Source organism: Bradyrhizobium sp. 4, assembly GCF_023100905.1.
In the GTDB taxonomy this organism is placed as follows: domain Bacteria; phylum Pseudomonadota; class Alphaproteobacteria; order Rhizobiales; family Xanthobacteraceae; genus Bradyrhizobium.
The window spans coordinates 1,970,575-1,988,052 of record NZ_CP064686.1; the positions used below are offsets into that span (position 1 = coordinate 1,970,575).

At 65.2% G+C, this 17,478-nt stretch carries 16 protein-coding genes; 10 read left to right on the plus strand and 6 right to left on the minus strand.

The genetic code is table 11. The features are described from left to right. The first annotated feature begins 16 nt into the window (after positions 1-16). A complete protein-coding gene (locus IVB45_RS08995; protein WP_247357008.1) occupies positions 17-901 on the plus strand; it encodes a 4-(cytidine 5'-diphospho)-2-C-methyl-D-erythritol kinase in 885 nt (294 codons plus the stop codon). Here IVB45_RS08995 and IVB45_RS09000 read toward each other — a convergent pair. From IVB45_RS09000 to IVB45_RS09020, 5 genes are all read right to left on the minus strand, one after another. Next, on the minus strand, positions 898-1,758 hold the full coding sequence (locus IVB45_RS09000; protein ID WP_247357254.1) for an alpha/beta hydrolase: 861 nt from the start codon (positions 1,756-1,758) through the stop codon (positions 898-900). The genes IVB45_RS08995 and IVB45_RS09000 overlap by 4 nt on opposite strands. 7 nt (positions 1,759-1,765) lie before the next feature. After that, complete coding sequence (locus tag IVB45_RS09005; protein WP_247357007.1) at positions 1,766-2,398, minus strand: LysE family translocator; 633 nt, start codon at positions 2,396-2,398, stop codon at positions 1,766-1,768. A 59-nt stretch (positions 2,399-2,457) separates the two neighbouring features. Then, on the minus strand, positions 2,458-3,714 hold the full coding sequence (gene fabF / locus IVB45_RS09010; RefSeq protein WP_247357005.1) for a beta-ketoacyl-ACP synthase II: 1,257 nt from the start codon (positions 3,712-3,714) through the stop codon (positions 2,458-2,460). Position 3,715: 1 nt separating this feature from the next. Then, positions 3,716-4,231 carry a helix-turn-helix domain-containing protein gene (locus tag IVB45_RS09015; RefSeq protein WP_247357003.1) on the minus strand — a complete coding sequence of 172 codons (516 nt, stop codon included), beginning with the start codon at positions 4,229-4,231 and terminating at the stop codon, positions 3,716-3,718. Positions 4,232-4,644: 413 nt separating this feature from the next. Beyond that, positions 4,645-5,652 (minus strand): polyprenyl synthetase family protein, encoded by a 1,008-nt coding sequence (locus tag IVB45_RS09020; protein ID WP_007594965.1) that lies wholly within the window; start codon positions 5,650-5,652, stop codon positions 4,645-4,647. A 132-nt stretch (positions 5,653-5,784) separates the two neighbouring features. Between IVB45_RS09020 and IVB45_RS09025 the strand changes: the two genes are divergently transcribed. The 6 genes from IVB45_RS09025 (at position 5,785) to glyS (ending at position 11,401) form a co-directional block, all read left to right on the plus strand. Then, positions 5,785-6,012, plus strand: coding sequence for a DUF2007 domain-containing protein (locus IVB45_RS09025; protein WP_007594964.1), 228 nt, complete (start codon positions 5,785-5,787; stop codon positions 6,010-6,012). Then, complete coding sequence (locus tag IVB45_RS09030; protein WP_247357002.1) at positions 6,005-6,772, plus strand: methyltransferase; 768 nt, start codon at positions 6,005-6,007, stop codon at positions 6,770-6,772. Before IVB45_RS09025 ends, IVB45_RS09030 begins: the two co-directional genes overlap by 8 nt. 205 nt (positions 6,773-6,977) lie before the next feature. Then, a complete protein-coding gene (locus IVB45_RS09035) occupies positions 6,978-7,886 on the plus strand; it encodes a S49 family peptidase (protein WP_247357001.1) in 909 nt (302 codons plus the stop codon). A gap of 118 nt (positions 7,887-8,004) precedes the next feature. Beyond that, a complete protein-coding gene (locus IVB45_RS09040) occupies positions 8,005-8,196 on the plus strand; it encodes a hypothetical protein (RefSeq protein WP_007607173.1) in 192 nt (63 codons plus the stop codon). Between the two features lie 170 nt (positions 8,197-8,366). Beyond that, entirely contained in the window at positions 8,367-9,302 is a 936-nt protein-coding gene (locus IVB45_RS09045) for a glycine--tRNA ligase subunit alpha (RefSeq protein WP_247356999.1), read from the plus strand. Continuing rightward, complete coding sequence (gene glyS / locus IVB45_RS09050; RefSeq protein WP_247356998.1) at positions 9,302-11,401, plus strand: glycine--tRNA ligase subunit beta; 2,100 nt, start codon at positions 9,302-9,304, stop codon at positions 11,399-11,401. Before IVB45_RS09045 ends, glyS begins: the two co-directional genes overlap by 1 nt. A 267-nt stretch (positions 11,402-11,668) precedes the next feature. Here the strand turns inward: glyS and IVB45_RS09055 are convergent, their stop codons facing one another. Next, positions 11,669-12,022 (minus strand): DUF1236 domain-containing protein, encoded by a 354-nt coding sequence (locus IVB45_RS09055; protein WP_027568617.1) that lies wholly within the window; start codon positions 12,020-12,022, stop codon positions 11,669-11,671. Between the two features lie 222 nt (positions 12,023-12,244). Here IVB45_RS09055 and IVB45_RS09060 point away from each other — a divergent pair, with 222 nt between their 5' ends. The 3 genes from IVB45_RS09060 to IVB45_RS09070 all read left to right on the plus strand — a co-directional run bounded on the left by IVB45_RS09060 (position 12,245) and on the right by IVB45_RS09070 (position 17,397). Beyond that, the gene (locus IVB45_RS09060; RefSeq protein ID WP_007594951.1) at positions 12,245-12,400 is read left to right on the plus strand and encodes a DUF3096 domain-containing protein; all 156 of its coding nucleotides are present in this window, start codon (positions 12,245-12,247) and stop codon (positions 12,398-12,400) included. Between the two features lie 96 nt (positions 12,401-12,496). Further along, a complete protein-coding gene (gene ppdK, locus IVB45_RS09065; protein WP_247356997.1) occupies positions 12,497-15,463 on the plus strand; it encodes a pyruvate, phosphate dikinase in 2,967 nt (988 codons plus the stop codon). 479 nt (positions 15,464-15,942) lie between these two features. After that, the gene (locus IVB45_RS09070; protein ID WP_247356995.1) at positions 15,943-17,397 is read left to right on the plus strand and encodes a cell wall hydrolase; all 1,455 of its coding nucleotides are present in this window, start codon (positions 15,943-15,945) and stop codon (positions 17,395-17,397) included. Positions 17,398-17,478: the final 81 nt, after the last annotated feature.

Consider the following 17,478-nt stretch of genomic DNA (forward strand, 5'->3'; position numbering starts at 1 on the left):
TGGGGGCGTGTCGTCTATGCCGGCGTTGATTGAAGAAGGGCGCGCGAAGGTCAATCTGAGCCTTCGCGTGGTCGGCCGTCGTGCCGACGGCTATCATGATCTCGAAAGCGTGGTCGCTTTTGCCGACTGCGCCGACCGGCTCACGCTGGAGCCCGGCGGCGAGCTGAAGCTCACCACGACGGGGCCGCTCGCGGCGGCCTGCGGCGATATGGCCGACAATCTCGTGTTCAAGGCGGCCAAGCTCCTGGCCGAAGCCGTCCCGAACCTGAAGCTGGGCGCCTTCGCGCTCGACAAGGTGCTCCCGGTCGCCGCCGGCATCGGCGGCGGCTCGGCCGACGCCGCGGCGGCGCTGCGGTTGCTGGCGCGTCTCAACGATCTGTCGCTCGACGACGCCCGCCTCCAGAAGGTTGCGCTTGCGACCGGTGCCGACGTGCCGGTGTGTCTGTTCTCGCGCGCCTGTGACATGACCGGTGTCGGCGAACAGCTGCTGCCGCTGGCGTTGCCGAGCATGCCCTGCGTGATGGTCAATCCGCGCGTGCCGGTCGCGACCAAGGATGTGTTTCAGGCGCTGGGCCTGCGCAACGGCGAACTCCTGGTCGGCGCCACGTCCGTCTTCGACGGTCCGGCCTGGCCGGGCGAGGGCGCCTCCATTGCCGATTGGGTCGACACGCTCGAGACCGTCGCCAACGATCTCGAAGCCCCCGCGATGCGCATCGAGCCTGTCATCGGCGACGTGCTGGAAGCCTTGCGTGGCTCCGCCGGCGTCAAGCTCGCCCGCATGTCCGGCTCGGGTGCGACGTGTTTTGCGATCTATGGCGTATTTGCCGAGGCGCATGCCGCCGCCGAGAAGATCCGCAGGGATCATTCGGGTTGGTGGGTGCACGCGGGGACGCTGAGCTAGGTCAGCCCGAGAAACCGCCGGATCTCGCCCAACACCTCTTGCGGCTTGTCATGTTGCAGCCAGTGTCCGGCGCCGGCGATGGTCTCGACACGCGCCTGCGGAAAGTAGCGCTCCAGGCCCGCGGCCCTCGCGCCAGCCAGAAAGCTTTCGCCGGCATTCAAGAGCAGCGTCGGACAGGTGATGCGCGACCACAGCGCGATGTGATCGTCCGGCCAGAGCCGGTGCGGCGCAGAGGCGCGCTGGTAGGGATCGAACTTCCAGCTATAGGTGCCGTCCTCGTTCTGCCGCGCGCCGTGGGTGGCGAGATGCAGCGCAAGGTCGCGGGACAGCCGCTTGTTGTGAAGGACCATCTGCGCCGCGGCGTCTTCGAGGGTCGAATAGCGGCGCGGTGCGCGGTCGTGCAGCTTGTCGAGCTGACCGACCCATTTGCCGATCCGCTCATGTACCGGCGGCTTTGGTGTATCCGGCAACATCGTCACGCCGTCGAGCACGACCAGCTTCGAGACCTGTTCGGGGAATGCCCCTGTAAAGATCAGGCTGACCATGCCGCCCATGGAATGGCCGATGAGAGTGACTTGAGGGGCCGCGACGGCACGGACGAGCTGGGCGAGATCGTACACATACTCCGTCAGCGCGTAGCTGCCGCCTTTGGTCCAGTCGGAATCGCCGTGCCCGCGCAGGTCGGGTGCGAGCACGTGAAAATGCGGCTGCAGCGACCGGGCGATGACGTCCCAGCTCCGGCAGTGAGCGCGCCCGCCATGGACCAGGATGGCGACGGGCGCGCCATCGTTGCCCCAGTCGGCATAGTGCAGCCGCAGGCCGTGAGACTCGTAGATGCGGCTTTGCGGGGCGAGCATGGTGGCGCTATCCATTCACCGGCCGCCGCGCCAGTGCCAGCGACAGGCCGAGCCCTGCGATGAAGACGCCGGAACCTTGGGTGAGACGCCGCATCAGCTGCAGCCTTCCGATCAACTGCGTGCGTGTCGCGGAGGCCATCAGCACCACCACGATGTCGGCGAGCGTGTTCAGCGTCACCGAAATCGCACCCAGCATGATGAATTGCAGCGTCGGGTTCGATCCCGCCGGGTCGAGGAACTGCGGAATGAAGGCGAGGAAGAAGGCGGCGGTCTTCGGGTTCAGCGCCTCGACCAGCACGCCGTCGCGAAAGGCTTGCTTGTCGCCGACGGGCTTGCTGTCGAATGACAGCGCGCGGCTGGCGCCGCGAAAAGTCCTGATGCCGAGCCAGACCAGATAGAGTGCGCCGACGAATTTCACGGCGGCAAACAGCTCGGCGCTGGCTAGGATGATCGCGGAGATGCCGAGGCTGCCTGCGACCACATGAACCAGCCCGCCGAGCGCGGTGCCTGCGGTCGATGCAAAACCGCTGGCGCGCCCTTCCGAAAGGGTCCGTGCCGCCACGTAGAAAATGCCGGGGCCGGGAACGGCGGCGATGAGACAAGCGGCGGCCAGGAACAGCCAGAAATTCGTATTGATCATCCTGCTTTGGTAGCGATGCTTGCCGCGATTGCAAGGCCCGTCGTTGCAAGGCCCGTCGTTCAGCCCATCCGGCGGAAGATCACGCTGGCGTTCACCCCGCCGAAGCCGAACCCGTTCGAGATCGCGTGCTGCATCGGCATCGGGCGCGCCGCACCGGCGACGATGTCGATGCCGTCTGCGGCAGGATCGGGGTTTTCGAGATTGAGCGTCGGCGGTGCGATCTGGTCGCGCAGGGCGAGCACGGTGAAGATCGCTTCCAAGCCACCGGCGGCGCCGAGCAGATGGCCGGTAGCCGACTTGGTCGCGCTCACGGCGATGCCGCGGTGACGACCGAACAGCGCGGCAATCGCGCCGAGTTCACTCTCGTCGCCTGCCGGCGTCGACGTCGCATGCGCGTTCAGGTGCTGCAAATCCGCGGGCGCTAGCTTGGCCTGCCGGAGCGCGATCTCCATGGCGCGCCGGGCGCCGTCGCCGTCAGGCGGACCCGATGTCATGTGATAGGCGTCCGCGGTCGTGCCGTATCCGACGATCTCCGCGATCGGCGTCGCGCCGCGCGCCAATGCATGCTCCATCTCCTCGATCACCAGGATGCCGGCGCCTTCGCCCATGACAAAACCGTCGCGGTCGCGATCGAACGGGCGCGAGGCGCGCGCGTCGTTGAACCCGCTCGACAGTGCGCGGGCCGCGGCAAAGCCGCCGAGGCTGACAATGTCGATGCAGGCTTCCGCGCCGCCGCAGATCGCCACATCAGCCTCGCCCGCGCGGATCATGCGCGCGGCATCGCCGATCGCCTGAACGCCGGCGGCGCACGCCGTGACCGGTGTGCCCAGCGCTCCCTTGTAGCCGTATTTGATCGAGACGTGGCCGGCCGCGAGATTGGCGAGGAAGGAGGGGATCGTGAACGGCGACAGCCGGCGCGGGCCGCGTTGTTCGGTGATGCGCACTGCTTCCGCCATCGCCGGAAAGCCGCCGACCCCGGAGGCGATGATCGTCGCAGTCCTCTCCAAAGCCGCCGCGTCCTGCGGCGTCCAGCCGGCCTGCGCAACCGCCTCCGCGGTAGCGAGCAGCGCGAACAGGATGAAGCGGTCCATCTTGCGCTGGTCTTTCGGCGCGGCGGCCTGCGCGGGATCGAAGCCGCCGTCCACGTCCTCGGCCTTGTCGGGCACGAGGCCGGCAACGCGTGCGGGCAGCGCCTGCGACCATTCCGGCAGCGGGCGCAGCCCGCTTTGACCGGCCAGCAGCCGGCGCCAGGACAGCTCGACGCCGCAGCCAAGCGGCGACACCGCGCCCATTCCCGTTACGACGATACGACGCATGTCAGTCTCCAGCCGGCGCGACGGCCGGGTTCATGGCTTTGAGCGAGGTCAGCCGTTTGCGCATGACACGGCTGGCGCGGGGACCGGCGATGATGACCGCATTGGTGAGCGTGATCGGCTGCATGTCGGCGGCATCGACCACGACCGGATTGAACGGACGACGATCGTGCCTGTTCGCGAGCAGGATCGCTTCGCCCTTCGGTGCGAGATGCTTGTTGCCCCAGGCGAGCAGGGTTGCGACCACGGGAAAGAAGTCCCGGGCCTTGTCCGTCAGCACATATTCGTAGCGCGGCGGCCGTTCATTGTAGCGGCGGCGGACGAACATGCCGCTTTCCGTGAGATGGGCCAATCGCCGGGACAGGATGTTCGGCGCGATCCCGAGGCTTTGCGAAAATTCGTCGAACTTCGTTGCGCCCTGGAACGCATCCCGCAGGATCAAGATGCTCCACCATTCGCCGACCGTCTCCACGGCGCGGCCGACCGGACATTCCTGGATGGAGGGGGATTTGGGCTGCATGGTTCGAAAGTAGGGATGTAACTTTCAAAATGCAAGTGACAAGGGGCAGCTTCCCCGCATGGGAGGACGAGGTGCGGGGCTGCAAAACTATCTCTGTGATAGGATGCGAGTTGGCGAGCGACGCCCGCGCTCCTTGCTCGGTCATTGCGAGCGGAGCGAAGCAATCTAGAGTCCCTCTGCGAAAAGATTCTAGATTGCTTCGCTGCGTTCGCAGTGACGCTGTTGATGCAGTGGTGGCGCTACCTCAACGATGTCGTCCCGGCGAAGGCCGGGCCCCATAGCCACGACTGTTGTTGTGGTGCACGATGGTTGCCACAGGCGCTAAGACAACGCTGACCGGGGTAATGGGTCCCGGCCTTCGCCGGGACGACACTGAGCGTGTGGCTACCAGCAAGCGCTAAGGATGCAAGTAGCTAATGCGACCGAGCCAGACAGAACGCCACGACCTGCTCCAGCGCGCTCTTCATCGGCGAGGACGGGAATAGCGCCAGCGCGTCCACCGCCATGGCGCCGTAGTGCTGGGCGCGGCTGCGCGTATCTTCGAGCGCGCGATGCTTGTTCATCAACCCGATGGCGTGGTCGAGGTCGGTGTCGCCGATCTCGCCGCGCTCGAGCGCGCGGATCCAGAAGGCGCGCTCGGTGTCGTTGCCGCGGCGGAAAGCGAGCACGACGGGCAGCGTGATCTTGCCCTCGCGGAAATCGTCGCCGGTGTTCTTGCCGAGCTTGGCGCTCTTGCCGCCATAGTCGAGCACGTCGTCGACGAGCTGGAAGGCGATGCCGAGATTCATACCGACCGAGCGGCAGGCGGTCTGCTCCGCCTTCGGGCGGTTGGCGATCACGGGTCCGACCTCGCAAGCGGCCGCGAACAGCTCGGCGGTCTTGCCGCGGATCACGGCGAGATATTCGTCCTCGGTGGTCGCGGTGTTCTTGGCGGCGGCAAGCTGCATCACCTCGCCCTCGGCGATGGTGGCGGCGGCGGCGGAGAGAATGTCGAGCGCGCGGAGCGAGCCGACCTCGACCATCATGCGGAAAGCCTGGCCGAGCAGGAAGTCGCCGACCAGCACGCTCGCCTCATTGCCCCAGAGCATCCGCGCCGACAGCTTGCCGCGGCGCATCTCGCTTTCGTCGACGACGTCGTCATGGAGCAGGGTGGCGGTATGCATGAACTCGACGCTGGCGGCGAGCTTGATATGGCCGTCGCCGGTGTAGCCGGCGAGGTTGGCCATGGCCAGCGTCAGCATCGGCCGCAGGCGCTTGCCCCCGGAGGAGATCAAATGGTTGGCGACCTCCGGGATCATGGTCACGTCCGAACCGGTCCGCGACAGGATCGTGGCGTTGACGCGCTCCATGTCACCGGCGACAAGGGCAACCAGCTCTTCGATCGACGCGCCGGGAGTTTCGAAAGGTACGATGACGGCCACGCCGGTCTCCAATATTTGCCCCGGAAGGGCTATTCTGATGGAAAGACAATAGAAACTGGACGGGGATGCGGCAAGGGCCGTGGAACCATTGACATTTGGCGCTTAATCCCCGTCAGGCAGGAGGCCTGTGTTTTGCGAGAACTGGTTCGGACCAACGATATGGTGCTGGTGTCGGCGATCGGCGCGCTGCTCGACGGCGCCAACATCCATCATCTGGTGCTCGACCAGAACATGAGCATCATCGAGGGCTCGCTTGGCATTTTGCCGCGGCGGATCCTAGTCCATGAGGACGACGCCCTCGAAGCCCGGCAGCTTCTGACCGAGGCCGGCCTCAGCCACGAACTGCGCGGCGATGAGTGAAGCACTGGCAGACCTCACCGAGGACGCCTTTCTCGGCGGGCAATTGCGGCTGAAGCAGAAGCGGTCCGGCCATCGCGCGGGGCACGACGCCATTCTGCTCGCGGCGGCGACGGAGGCGAGCGCGGGCGACCGCGTCGTCGATCTCGGCGCCGGCATCGGCACGGCCGGGCTTGCGTTGGCGCGGCGCGTTGCCGGGATCAGGCTCGGCCTGGTCGAGATCGATCCCCAGCTGGCGGAGCTTGCGCGCGCCAATGCGGCAGCGAATGCGATTGCCGCCGAGACGATCGTGCTCGACGTCACCGCGGACGCGCAGGCCTTCGCGGCCAGCGGGCTCGTGCCGGACAGCGTCGACGTGGTGCTGATGAACCCGCCCTTCAACGATCCCGCTCGCCATCGCGGCTCGCCCGATCAGGCGCGCCAGATCGCGCATGTGGCGACGGATGAGACGCTGAATGCCTGGGTGCACGCGGCGCGGCGCATCCTCCGCTCGAATGGCGCGCTGACATTGATTTGGCGCGCAGATGGGATCGCGGAGGTTTTGGCGGGACTGTCTCGCGGCTTCGGCAGTCTCGCGATTCTGCCGGTTCACGGTGAAGCCGGGCGGCCCGCGATCCGCGTGCTGGTGCGCGCGGTCAAGGGCGGGAGGGCCCCGGCACGATTGTTACCGGGCCTCGTGCTCAACGAGGAATCACGCGTGCCTAAAGAGGTGATGGATATTCTGGAGGGAAGGGCGGTTCTACCCCTGGTGGAACCGTGCTGAGCTATTGCGGAAGCGATTCCTGCTCTTGCGGAGTCGTCAGGCGGATCGCCATGAACAGCGCACCGATCAGCAGCATCAGCAGATAGATTTTCATGGTGTTCTCCGCTGGCCCATTGCAGCCTCTCAACGGGGTTTCTGCAAAACACGTTCCGGGCCCTTCCAATGACAGTCGCGTGATAAGAAATAGTTAATCAGAGGTAACGGCATGGCCGAACAATTGAACGATCGTGAGAATTCCGGCCTGGCCGACAAGCTCATGCAATATCTGCCAGCGCGCTTCCGTCCCGGCACGGCCGTGGTGCCGGTGGTGCGGCTGTCCGGTGTGATCGGTGCAGTGACGCCGCTGCGCCCGGGCATGACGCTCGCGACCGTTTCGCGGGTGCTGGAGCGGGCGTTTTCGACGCGCAACGCCAAGGCGGTGGCGCTGGTGATCAATTCGCCCGGCGGCTCGCCGGTGCAGTCGCGCCAGATCTACCTGCGCATCAAGCAGCTCGCGGCGGAGAAGAAGCTGCCGGTGCTGGTGTTCGTCGAGGACGTCGCGGCCTCCGGCGGCTACATGATCGCCTGCGCCGGCGACGAGATCATCTGCGATCCGTCCTCGATTCTCGGTTCGATCGGCGTGGTCGGCGGCAGCTTTGGTTTCCAGGAGGCGATCAAGCGGCTCGGCATCGAGCGGCGCCTCTACACCGCCGGCGCGCACAAGGCGATGCTCGACCCGTTTCTCCCTGAAAACCCCGACGACGTCGCCAAGCTGAAGGCGCTCCAGCGCGAGATCCACCAGATCTTCATCGCGCTGGTGAAGGAAAGCCGCGGCGCGCGGTTGAAGGGCTCCGACGACACCCTGTTCACGGGCGAATACTGGGCCGGCGAGAGTTCGATCGCGCTGGGGCTCGCCGACAGCATCGGCGATCTCCGCTCAACTCTTCGTGCCCGCTTTGGCGAGAAGGTTCTCACCCCCGTGATTGCCCAGCCGACCGGTCTGCTCTCCGGCCTTTTGGGTCGGAAATCGCCCGGCGCGGGGCAGCTTTCGGCCATGGAATCAATGGCCAGCCTGCCGGACGAGCTGATCTCCGCGGTCGAGACGCGGGCGATTTGGGCGAAATTCGGATTCTAGACGGAGCCCTGCCGCGCCATTTGGCCCCAAGGAGACTTGAAGCCGTGCCAATTGCGGCGCGGCCCGGTCTGCGCAAGAATGCGCGTGGGGGCTGAGCATTGTGAACAAGGAACGACCGATGCCGCCGTTCGTCGCATTCGCGGGCGTCCTGGGCGGGCTTGCCGTGGTCCGCTGGGCCTACAAGACCGCTGTCAGGATCAACCAGGAGCTGGAGGAGATGCGCCTCTCGCGCGTCGCCGAGGCCGCCCATAGGGGGGCCGTCCAGACGCTGAAACAGGATCCCGTGACCGGAGCCTATCGGCCGGGTTAGGTGCTGCGCTCGTCATGGCCGGGCTTGTCCCGGCCATCCACGCCTTGCCTGACGCACGAAAAACGCGGATGCCGGGGCATGACGGGATTGGCCCCCTTTGCCTTGATTCCCACCCCTGCCGTCGATACGGTCCCGCGCGATTCAACCCCCCGCGAGAGCCCGATCTGACGATGGACGCCTCCTTGCCCGCCCATATGCGCCCGGAACGCTCGTTCCAGGGCTTCATCCTCGCGCTCCAGCGGTTCTGGGCCGAGCAGGGCTGCGTGATCCTGCAGCCCTACGACATGGAAATGGGTGCGGGTACCTTCCATCCGGCGACCACGCTGCGCGCACTCGGGCCAAAGCCCTGGAATGCGGCCTATGTGCAGCCCTCGCGCCGGCCCAAGGACGGCCGCTACGGCGAGAATCCGAACCGGATGCAGCACTACTACCAGTTCCAGGTGATCATGAAGCCGTCGCCACCGAACCTTCAGGAGCTGTATCTGAAGTCGCTCGCCGCGATCGGCATCGATTCCGCCGTGCACGACATTCGCTTCGTCGAGGACGACTGGGAGAGCCCGACGCTGGGTGCCTGGGGCCTCGGCTGGGAGTGCTGGTGCGACGGCATGGAAGTCAGCCAGTTCACCTATTTCCAGCAGGTTGCGGGTGTCGAATGCGCGCCGGTCGCGGGCGAGCTCACCTACGGCCTCGAGCGGCTCGCGATGTACGTGCAGGGCGTCGATCGCGTCTACGACCTCAACTTCAACGGCCGCGACGGTGACGCCAAGGTCACCTATGGTGATGTCTTCCTCCAGGCCGAGCGGGAATATTCGAAGCACAATTTCGAAGTCGCCGACACCGCGATGCTGTTCGAGCAGTTCAAGATGGCGGAAGCCGCCTGCCGGAAATACCTCGATGCGGGTTGGAAGGACGGCAAGCGCGAGGCCCATCTGATGTCGCTGCCGGCTTATGACCAGTGCATCAAGGCGAGCCACGTGTTCAACCTGCTCGACGCGCGCGGCGTGATCTCGGTGACGGAGCGGCAGAGCTACATTCTTCGCGTGCGCGAATTGGCAAAGGCTTGCGGCGAGGCCTGGATACATACTGAAGCGGGCGGAGCGGCCTGATGCCCGATCTTTTGCTTGAACTGTTCTCCGAAGAAATCCCCGCGCGCATGCAGGCCAAGGCGGCCGACGATCTGCGCCGCATGGTCACCGACAAGCTCGTCGCCGAAGGTCTCGTCTACGAGGGCGCGAAGGCGTTCGCGACGCCGCGCCGCCTCGCGCTCACCGTGCACGGCATCCCTGCGCGCCAGCCTGACCTGAAGACCGAACGCCGTGGACCGAAGATCGGCGCGGCCGATGCGGCCGTGCAGGGTTTTCTGAAAGCGACCGGTTTGACGTCTCTGGATGAGGCCAAGATCCAGCGCGATCCGAAGGGCGACTTCTACATCGCGCTGATCGAGAAGCCCGGCCGCGACGCGATCGACGTGCTCGCGGAAATCCTTCCCGTGATCATCCGCACCTTCCCCTGGCCGAAATCGATGCGCTGGGGTGCGCGCTCCGGCAAGCCGGGCTCGCTGAGCTGGGTGCGTCCGCTGCACGCGATCACCGCGACGTTCGGGCTCGAAACCGAAGAGCCCGATGTCGTCAAATTCTCGGTGGACGGCATCGAGGCCGGCCAGACCACCTACGGCCATCGTTTCATGGCACCTAGCGCGATTTCCGTGCGCCGCTTCGAGGATTACGAAGCGAAGCTGAAGGCTGCCAAGGTCATCCTCGATCCGCAGGCGCGCAAGGACATCATCTTTGCCGACGCCAAGGAGCTGACGTTCGCCCAAGGGTTCGAACTGGTCGAGGACCAGGTGCTGCTCGATGAGGTTTCGGGCCTCGTCGAATGGCCCGTCGTCATGATGGGATCGTTCGAAGCGGAATATCTCGCGATTCCCGACGAGGTGATCCGCGCCACCATCCGCAACAACCAGAAGTGCTTCGTCGTCAAAGATCCCAAGACGGGCAAGCTGACGAACAAGTTCGTCCTCACGGCGAACATCGAGGCGGCCGACGGCGGCAAGACCATCGTCGCCGGCAACGAGCGCGTGATCCGTCCGCGCCTGTCGGATGCGAAGTTCTTCTATGAGACGGACCTGAAGACGAAGCTGGAAGACCGGCTGCCGAAGTTCGAGCAGATCGTGTTTCACGAGAAGCTCGGCACCCAGGCCGCGCGTATCAAGCGCATCGAACGCCTCGCCGGCGAGATCGCGCCGCTGGTCGCCGCCGATGTGGCAAAGGCGACGCGAGCCGCGCATCTGGCGAAGGCGGATTTGCTGACCGACGTCGTTGGCGAATTCCCCGAGGTGCAGGGCCTGATGGGCAAGTACTACGCGCTGGCCCAGGGCGAGGATGCCTCCGTGGCCGCCGCTTGCGAGGAGCACTACAAGCCGCAGGGGCCTGCGGATCGCGTGCCGACCGATCCGGTCAGCGTCGCGGTGGCGCTCGCGGACAAGCTCGATACGCTGGTGGGCTTCTGGGCAATCGACGAGAAGCCGACGGGAAGCAAGGACCCATATGCACTGCGTCGTGCGGCGCTGGGCGTGATCAGGCTGATCACCGAGAACGGACTACGTCTGTCGCTCATGAAGATGGCGGCATCCGCACTCGCCGCCTTGTCCTTGAAGCCTGCCGATGCGCAGAAGCTTCCGAGCGACCTGCTCGCCTTCTTCGCAGATCGCCTGAAAGTTCAGCTCCGCGAGCAGGGCGCGCGGCACGATCTCGTCGACGCCGTGTTCGCGCTCGGTGGCCAGGATGACCTTCTGATGATCGTTCGCCGCGTCGAGGCGCTCGGCAAATTCCTCGAGTCCGAGGACGGCAAGAATTTGCTCGCCGGCATCAAGCGCGCCAGCAATATCCTCGGCATCGAGGAGAAGAAGGACAAGCGCACGTTCGACGGGGCGCCGGATGCCGCGCTCTACGGTCTCGGCGAGGAGAAGGCGCTGGCCAAGGCGATCGGCGAGGTGACGGCGGAGGCAAGTGCTGCTGTCGCGAAGGAAGACTTCGCGGCCGCAATGAGTGCGATGGCCAAGCTACGTCCGCCGGTCGATGCATTCTTCGAAAAGGTTCGCGTCAACGACGAGGATGCGAAGGTGCGTGAGAATCGCCTGAAGCTGCTCAACGAGATCCGCAGCGCCACGCGTGCGGTGGCGGATTTCTCGAAGATCCAGGATTGAGCGCGGTTTGGGCGCAATGAACACCGTCATGCCCGGGCTTGTCCCGGGCATTCACGTCCTTCTTCTCGTGGAGACGCGTGGATGGCCGGGACAAGCCCGGCCTTGACGACGGAGTTGGTGGCCGCATTACCGTGCGCGAAGAGTGTCCACACAAAAAAGCCCCGCCCGGCGGGGGGAGGACCGGGCGGGGCCTGATGTCCGACTATACTGCTCGCGTCAGCCTGATTGATGTGACGCGCCGGACACCTAGTTGATCCCGTGAAAGTGCTAGTCCATCACCTCGACGATGCGTCGCGAGCGCGGCTCGACCAGCACGGTCTCGCCGTTCACGACGGTGTAGCGATAGGTGGTGGCGCCGAAACGCTGCGGCACGTCATAATAGGTGACGCCGCTTTCAGGTAACGTGGCACCGACCACCACGCGATCCGGGATACGGAAAGCCGGCACGCGTTGTTCGACGACATAGTCGCGGAAAGCCGGCCGCTGCTCGACGGCAATGGTCGGGCCGCTGTCGACGACGACGGGCGCGCGTCCCACTGTGACGCCGCTTTGCGCCTGCGCCGCAAGGGGCGAGCCGATCGCGGCCGCGAGCGCTGCAAGAGCAAGAATCCTGTTCCGCATGGGCAACTCCTTCGAGAAGGTTTCGTGAAGCGCCAATGGCGCGACCGGTTGCCAATGCATGCGTCTCCGCGATGTTCCGGAAAACGCCCGCCGCATTCGCGGCATTTTCGGGCTGTTTTCGCGGATCTGGGAACTCGCGCGCGCCCGATGCGTCTCTACCCGCGGAACCCAGTCCGCTATGATCCCGCCGCGATTCGCCCCTACCCCACGGAAAGAAAATTCATGCACATCACCGTCGCCCATATCTCGCCGATCCTGTCGCTGCTTGCGGGTGTGCTCATCCTGATTATGCCGCGCCTCCTGAACCTGATCGTCGCGATTTTTCTCATTATAAATGGTGCGATCGGGCTCGGATTGTTGAAGTGGCTCCATCTCTAGGCCTTCATTCTACGGAACTCTTCGACTTGCGCGGACCTGCCCAAAGTGGTGTAAGGCCCGCAATTACCCATTCCTCTCGCAGGTTGTGTGCAAGCTATGGCCAAAGCCGCCTCGAAAACTCCAGCGAAAATGCCAGCGAAATCAAAGTCCTCCGCCAAGGCGAAAGCCGCGCCGGCGGCCCGCAAGGCACTTGCCAAGCGCGCCCCGAAGCCCGTGGCCAAAGCCGCTGTTAAGCCGCTGGCCAAGCCGGCTGTGAAGCCTGCCGCCAAGTCGGTTTCCAAGGCTGTTGCAAAGGCACCGACGAAACCAGTTGCGCCGAAGGTTGCCGTGAAGCCCGCACCGAGCAAGGCTGCTTCAAGCAAGGCCGCGCCTGTTGCGGCCAAGGCCGGCAAGTGGGTGTTCACGTTCGGCGACGGCAAGGCCGAGGGCAAAGCGGAGATGCGCGACCTGCTCGGCGGCAAGGGCGCCAACCTCGCCGAGATGGCCAATCTCGGCCTGCCGGTGCCTCCGGGCTTCACCATCCCGACCTCGGTCTGCACCTATTTCTACGCGCACGACAAATCCTACCCCAAGGAACTGCGGTCGCAGGTTGAGAAGGCGCTCGATCATGTCGGCAAGTTGACCGGCAAGATCTTCGGCGATTCCAGGAACCCGCTGCTCGTCTCCGTGCGTTCCGGCGGCCGCGCCTCGATGCCGGGCATGATGGACACCGTGCTCAATCTCGGCCTCAACGACGAAACCGTGGAAGCGCTCTCGGAACTGTCGGGCGATCGCCGCTTCGCCTATGACAGCTATCGCCGCTTCATCACCATGTATTCGGACGTGGTGCTCGGCTTCGAGCATCATCATTTCGAGGAAATCCTCGACACCTTCAAGGACAGCCAGGGCTACACGCTCGACACGGATCTCACCGCCGACGACTGGGTCGATCTGGTCGGCAAGTACAAGGACGCGGTCGCTCGCGAAACCGGCAAGGATTTTCCGCAGGACCCGCACGACCAGCTCTGGGGCGCGATTGGCGCCGTGTTTTCATCCTGGATGAACGCCCGAGCGGTGACCTACCGCAGACTGCACGACATTCCGGAATCCTGGGGCACCGCGGTCAACGTGCAGGCCATGGTGTTCGGCAACATGGGCGAGACCTCGGCGACCGGCGTTGCCTTCACGCGCAATCCCTCGACCGGCGAGAGCAAGCTCTACGGCGAGTTCCTGATCAACGCGCAAGGCGAGGACGTGGTCGCCGGCATCCGCACGCCGCAGGACATCACCGAGGAAGCGCGGAAGGACTCGGGCTCCGACAAGGCGTCGATGGAATCGGCGATGCCGGAGGCCTTCAAGGAGCTGACGCGGATCTACACGTTGCTCGAGAAGCACTACCGCGACATGCAGGACATGGAGTTCACGGTCGAGCAGGGCAAGCTTTGGATGCTGCAGACCCGCGGCGGCAAGCGCACCGCGAAAGCGGCGCTCCGCATCGCGGTCGAGCTCGCCAATGAAGGCCTGATCACCAAGAAGGAAGCGGTGACGCGGATCGACCCGGCCTCGCTCGATCAGCTGCTGCATCCGACCATCGACCCCAACGCCAAGCGCGACGTGATCGCGACCGGCCTGCCGGCCTCGCCGGGTGCGGCCTCCGGCGAGATCGTGTTCTCCTCGGACGAAGCGGCCAAGCTTCAGGCCGACGGACGCAAGGTGATTCTGGTCCGGATCGAGACCAGCCCCGAAGACATCCACGGCATGCACGCCGCCGAAGGCATCTTGACCACCCGCGGCGGCATGACCTCGCATGCTGCGGTGGTCGCGCGCGGCATGGGCAAGCCCTGCGTCTCCGGTTGCGGCACCATCCGGGTCGATTACGGCCGCGGTACCATGAGCATCGGCTCGCGCACCTTCAAGACCGGCGACGTCATCACCATCGACGGCTCGCTCGGCCAGGTGCTCGCCGGCCGCATGCCGATGATCGAGCCCGAGCTGTCCGGCGAGTTCGGCACGCTGATGAAATGGGCCGACCAGGTCCGTAAGATCGGCGTGCGCGTCAACGCGGACACGCCGGAGGACGCGCATACCGCGATCAAGTTCGGCGCGGAAGGCATCGGTCTCTGCCGTACCGAGCACATGTTCTTCGAGGAGACGCGCATCCGCACGGTGCGGGAGATGATCCTCTCCGAGGACGAGCAGTCGCGCCGCGCTGCGCTGGCAAAGCTGCTGCCGATGCAGCGCGCCGACTTCGTCGAGCTGTTCGAGATCATGAAGGGCCTGCCCGTCACGATCCGTTTGCTTGATCCGCCGCTGCACGAGTTCCTTCCGCACACCCATGCCGAGGTCGAGGAAGTGGCCCGCGCCATGAACACCGACCCGCGGCGCCTGGCCGACCGCGCGCGCGAGCTTTCGGAGTTCAATCCGATGCTCGGCTTCCGCGGCTGCCGTATCGCGATCGCCTATCCCGAGATCGCCGAAATGCAGGCGCGTGCGATCTTCGAAGCAGCGGTCGAGGCCGAGAAGCGCACCGGCAAGGCCGTCGGCCTCGAGGTGATGGTGCCGCTGATCGCCACCAAGATGGAGCTCGACCTCGTCAAGGCGCGCATCGATTCCACCGCGAAGGCGGTGATGCGCGACACCAACACCAAGCTGACCTATCAGGTCGGCACAATGATCGAGCTGCCGCGCGCCTGCCTGCTCGCGGCCGAGATCGCGGAGAGCGCCGAGTTCTTCTCGTTCGGCACCAATGACCTCACGCAAACGACGTACGGCATCAGCCGTGACGATGCCGCGAGCTTCCTCGGCACCTACGTGTCCAAGGGCATCCTGCCGATCGATCCCTTCGTCGCGCTCGACCAGGAAGGCGTCGGCGAGCTCGTCAAGATCGGCGTCGCACGCGGTCGTAAGACGCGCGCCTCGCTCAAGGTCGGCATCTGCGGCGAGCACGGCGGCGATCCCGCCTCCGTCGCCTTCTGCCATGCGATCGGCCTCGACTACGTCTCCTGCTCGCCCTACCGCGTCCCGATCGCCCGCCTCGCCGCCGCGCAAGCCGCGCTCGGCAAGGCGGTGGCGAGCCAGGCATAATCGGAGCGGCGACCTGAAATATTGAGAGCGAAAGAGGCGGGGCAAAACCCCGCCTCTTTTCATTTTGAGGCTCGACTGCTTCCACGCCGTCATTGCGAGCGCAGCGAAGCAATCCAGAATCTTCCTGCGGCAGCAGTCTCGATTGCTTCGTCGCAAGAGCTCCTCGCAATGACGAGCTTGAGCGCGTGCGTGTGAGCACATCGCAGTAGCGGGAACTCAGCGCGCGTCCCGTAATGAGACGTGCGCGCAAGAGTTCCTTCACCATTCGCGTTGACCAATTGTTTACCCCCTCGCGTGAGGGCGCATTTACCAAGGCGCATCATCACCCCGTGAAAACACCTGCGATTGCTTGCGTGTGCCGCAAGCGCAACGCCGATTAACGCCCCGGCAACCTAAATTAGATACTCACGATAAAGATCGAATTGCACGGATGTACTGCGGCTCGATTTTTCTAGCGTAAGCGTAGCGTGAGCGTATCGATGTTTTTGTTGCGTACCCATCCGAAGGGCGCGCGGTTCGCGTCCTTCGGCATCGGTCTCTGCATCTTCGCATTGATGCCGAGAGAGACCGGCTATCAGGACATTGCCTCGCTGCTGGCGCGCCAACCCGGCGTCGCGGAGCGTTGGCAGAAGCAGGTGTTCTCTGCTGCGTCTTCCATCCAGCTCGCCACTTACAGTTTTTCCCGGCCGATCGGCACTTCGGCTCCGCAGAGCGCGATGGTTCGTCTCGCGAGCCTCGACGGCCGTGACGTCACCGGCGCGATCAGCCGCAATCCGGCGCTTCAGGCGCCGCCGCGCTACCAGGCCGCCGATTTTCCCAAGGTCGATCGCTCCATGAAGGGTGATCGCCTCGCAACGGTCACACCGACGCAGGCTCCCGAAGCGGGTGCGCCGACGGCAGCGCCGACGCAGGAAGATCCCGCAACGTCGAACAGCTCGGTGTTCGGCGCCAAAACCGTCGCGCTGCCACAGGCGATGTCGCCGGAGTCCGCGGCCGCGCTCGATCCCGAACTCGCGGAAGCGCTGCGCGCGCCGCCGCTGCCGCAATACACCAATGCACCACAAGCCAGTGATGCTGCGCGCTCGCTCGCGCTCCAGCCGCTCGAAGCGCTGAAGCAGGCCACCATACCGGCCGCACCGCCGCGCGATCCATTCCGCGTCAAGACCTCGAACCTGTTCTTCGGGAGCTCCTCGCTCGGCGGCAACGTCGAGAGCATCGAGAGCTGGCAACCGGGTGCGGAGCCGCTGATCGTGATGCCCGACCCCGACATGAAGGTGACGGCCTCGCTGTCGCCGCCGTCGGAGGAAATTGCGAAGGATATCGAAAGCGGCGAGAGCGTCGCGCCGAAGGGTGAGGTCAACGTCGACAACCAGCGCGCCAGATCGCCGGCGGAGCGGCTCGCGCTCGACGACAAGTCGCGCGCGAAGTCCGAAAAATGCCTCGCGGAGGCCGTCTATTTCGAGTCCCGCGGCGAGGCCGTGCGCGGCCAGATGGCGGTTGCGCAGGTGGTGATGAACCGCGTGTTCTCCGGCAAATATCCCGACACCGTGTGCGGCGCGGTCTATCAGAACAAGCACCGCCATCTCGCCTGCCAGTTCACCTTTGCCTGCGACAACAATGCCGACGTGATCCGCGAGCCCGAGATGTGGGAGCGTGCGAAAAAGATCTCCAAGGCCATGCTCGACGGCCAGATCTGGCTGCCCGAGGTCGGTAAGTCCACGCACTACCACGCCTATTGGGTGCGCCCGTCCTGGGTGGCCGAGATGAAGAAGATGTACAAGACCGGCGTCCACACCTTCTATCGCCCCCGCGCTTGGGGCGACGGCAGCGAGGAACCGAGCTGGGGGACGCCAGCGCAGACCGCCGCGCTCTCCGCCGAGCTCACCCAGGAAGCCAAGAGCTCCGCCGAGATGGGCGCGACCGAGCGAAGGTAGCTGTTCACAAGAATTCGTCATGCCCGGGCTTGTCCCGCCTGCGCGGCCGAAGCCGCTTCGGCGAGGCGAAGGCCCGGGCAT

Coding starts and splice junctions, on each gene's coding strand:
- IVB45_RS08995 (WP_247357008.1), top strand. CDS start 17: ATGCCGGCGTTGATTGAAGAAGGGCGCGCGAAGGTCAATCTGAGCCTT.
- IVB45_RS09000 (WP_247357254.1), bottom strand. CDS start 1,758: ATGCTCGCCCCGCAAAGCCGCATCTACGAGTCTCACGGCCTGCGGCTG.
- IVB45_RS09005 (WP_247357007.1), bottom strand. CDS start 2,398: ATGATCAATACGAATTTCTGGCTGTTCCTGGCCGCCGCTTGTCTCATC.
- fabF (WP_247357005.1), bottom strand. CDS start 3,714: ATGCGTCGTATCGTCGTAACGGGAATGGGCGCGGTGTCGCCGCTTGGC.
- IVB45_RS09015 (WP_247357003.1), bottom strand. CDS start 4,231: ATGCAGCCCAAATCCCCCTCCATCCAGGAATGTCCGGTCGGCCGCGCC.
- IVB45_RS09030 (WP_247357002.1), top strand. CDS start 6,005: ATGAGTGAAGCACTGGCAGACCTCACCGAGGACGCCTTTCTCGGCGGG.
- IVB45_RS09035 (WP_247357001.1), top strand. CDS start 6,978: ATGGCCGAACAATTGAACGATCGTGAGAATTCCGGCCTGGCCGACAAG.
- IVB45_RS09040 (WP_007607173.1), top strand. CDS start 8,005: ATGCCGCCGTTCGTCGCATTCGCGGGCGTCCTGGGCGGGCTTGCCGTG.
- IVB45_RS09045 (WP_247356999.1), top strand. CDS start 8,367: ATGGACGCCTCCTTGCCCGCCCATATGCGCCCGGAACGCTCGTTCCAG.
- glyS (WP_247356998.1), top strand. CDS start 9,302: ATGCCCGATCTTTTGCTTGAACTGTTCTCCGAAGAAATCCCCGCGCGC.
- IVB45_RS09055 (WP_027568617.1), bottom strand. CDS start 12,022: ATGCGGAACAGGATTCTTGCTCTTGCAGCGCTCGCGGCCGCGATCGGC.
- IVB45_RS09060 (WP_007594951.1), top strand. CDS start 12,245: ATGCACATCACCGTCGCCCATATCTCGCCGATCCTGTCGCTGCTTGCG.
- ppdK (WP_247356997.1), top strand. CDS start 12,497: ATGGCCAAAGCCGCCTCGAAAACTCCAGCGAAAATGCCAGCGAAATCA.
- IVB45_RS09070 (WP_247356995.1), top strand. CDS start 15,943: ATGTTTTTGTTGCGTACCCATCCGAAGGGCGCGCGGTTCGCGTCCTTC.